Genomic DNA, 2,170 nt, shown 5'->3' with positions numbered 1-2,170 from the left:
CCCAAATAGGCGGCTAAAGGACAACCAAACCTACACCATACTCGGTTCCCCATAAAAGGATAAAACCCGGTACCAACCACTCCTGCAAAGATAGAACCTATGGCAAAGCCATAAATTGAATGAATTTGATCGGTGGCTTGCCCCAAGAGTTCAAAGCTCATAAAATAGTTGAGGATAGTAAGGGCGGTCATGACTAGAGCAAAAACCAACACCCCATGAACAAGGTACCGTTCAATCTGCCAAGATTTAAGCGATTTATCAGAAAGTTGACGGTATGGATCCCCCAAGGTTTCAGCCAGCCCTCCACAACCGCATACCCAACTACAGTACCAGCGCTTTCCATACAAATAGGTAAATAAAGGCACCCCTATTACAATTAATAATATACCAAAAATAAGCATAAACATGCCTAATGCACCGGAATTTAACATTCCCTCAATTCTATATTCATAGAAAAAAGAATAATCCAGAGGCCAAATATTTTTGAAGTCGTGCCAAGGCTTGTTTAAAAGCACCAATATTTCAGGAAGCAAAAAGGCAAATGACAATTGGAAAAACATCACAGAAGAGGTTCGTATCATTTGATATTTATTCCCTTTGTATTTCCTAAACATGCGAAGCCCCATCACCACGATGGCCAATGAATAAATAAACCCGTATAAAAACCATTGACTGGCTGGCCCTCCTGACAATGCCTGACTCAAGGGATCTACCATCAAAACCAGATTGGTAAGGTATTCCGGATACCAGTACAGTACAATATAAAATAATATCAGGTATGATCCGGTAAGCATACCTAACCAACCTCTTGCCATCATGGAAGAGAAAAATATGCCATCATTTTTTATTCCTGCAGGCTTTCCCCGATAAAGAGGTAGGATATAAAACAATCCTCCTATTACAGTAAGCCCTATGGAAGCCATCAAATAAAGTAATGGTGAATCATTGACCGGTCCCATTGAAGCTGCCTTGGTAAGGATGAAGGTATAATCATCCCATATGACCTTGTCCCACTCCTGATTGGCTTTCAACTCTTCATTATAGGTATTAAAATGGTCTTTAAAAGAACTGATAAAAGAAAGATTTGAAGTATACACCTTTCCAAACATGGGTTGAAGCACCTCTACCATGGCTTCGGTATGGATTTCCTTGGTGTTCTCTATGGTTGTTTTCTCATCCAATTTGTAGCTACCTAAAAATGGGATAATGGTGAAAAACAGCAAACCTAATAAGGTAAGGAGTACGCCAAACTTCTGTAGAATATTCATAAATTTTACCCAAATAATTTTTGAAACATTGACTTTTTAGGCAGTTTTACCGCTTTCCCCTTTTCCTTATTGTACGACTTTAGCACTTCTCTGTGGTAATTGTCATAAAATTCAGGATTAAAACTTGCCTCCCCCAGTTTCTCAAGAACCTTATCAGCAGCCCAGCCTTCCTTAATTGCCTTATCGAAGAAAGCATGCCTCATCCTCCAGCCAAATGCATTGACAGCAAGGATGCGTTCTTTTTCATCAAATAACAACCTAAGGGCTATTTTACCTTCCTTATCTTCCCAATAAAAAGACCATTTATCATGGGGCCAGGTACTAGGTAGGAAACCATAGGTTTGGTATTCTATATCAAAAAATTTAGCAGAGTTAAACCAAATCCCGGGTTTGTAATCCACTCGTTTTTCATGGGTCAAGTTATAAGCAAGCGTTTCTCCATGCATCCTTCCGGTATACCAAACCTGTTCAATTATCTTCCTATCCGGCCCCGGAGCCTCCGTAAATTCAACACAATCACCGATGGCATAAACATGGGGCATATTGGTTTCAAATTTTTTATTCACCATAATCCCCCTATTGGTGGTAAGCTCAGAATCCCTGAGGAAGTCTATATTTGGCCGCACTCCTGCAGTTAAGCCTACAAACTCACAAGGAATAAACTCCCCGGAAGCAGTTTTCACTGCCCTCACTTCTCCCTCTCCATTGTCTATAATTTCTGATAATTCGGTCGAAAATCTCAGGTCAATATGATGTTCTTTGATTTGTCTTCCCACAAACTTAGCCTCCTCCGGAGGTAGCACATTGGCCCAAAAATGCTTTTCTCTTACCAAAAATGTAACAGGAATTTGTCTGGCAGAAAACATTTCAGCCATTTCTACCCCAATCAGCCCCCCACCTAC

At 40.4% G+C, this 2,170-nt stretch carries 2 protein-coding genes; both read right to left on the bottom strand.

Going from position 1 to position 2,170, the window contains the following annotated elements; translation table 11 throughout:
• The coding region (locus tag AAC037_RS23780; protein ID WP_339906132.1) for a 4Fe-4S binding protein at window positions 1-1,268 on the bottom strand (1,268 nt) is incomplete at its 3' end.
• A 5-nt stretch (window positions 1,269-1,273) separates the two neighbouring features.
• The coding region (locus AAC037_RS23775; RefSeq protein ID WP_339906130.1) for an NAD(P)/FAD-dependent oxidoreductase at window positions 1,274-2,170 on the bottom strand (897 nt) is incomplete at its 5' end.

The organism is uncultured Cyclobacterium sp., assembly GCF_963976465.1.
Classification (GTDB): Bacteria; Bacteroidota; Bacteroidia; order Cytophagales; family Cyclobacteriaceae; genus Cyclobacterium.
This window is presented reverse-complemented; position numbering and strand designations above follow the sequence as displayed.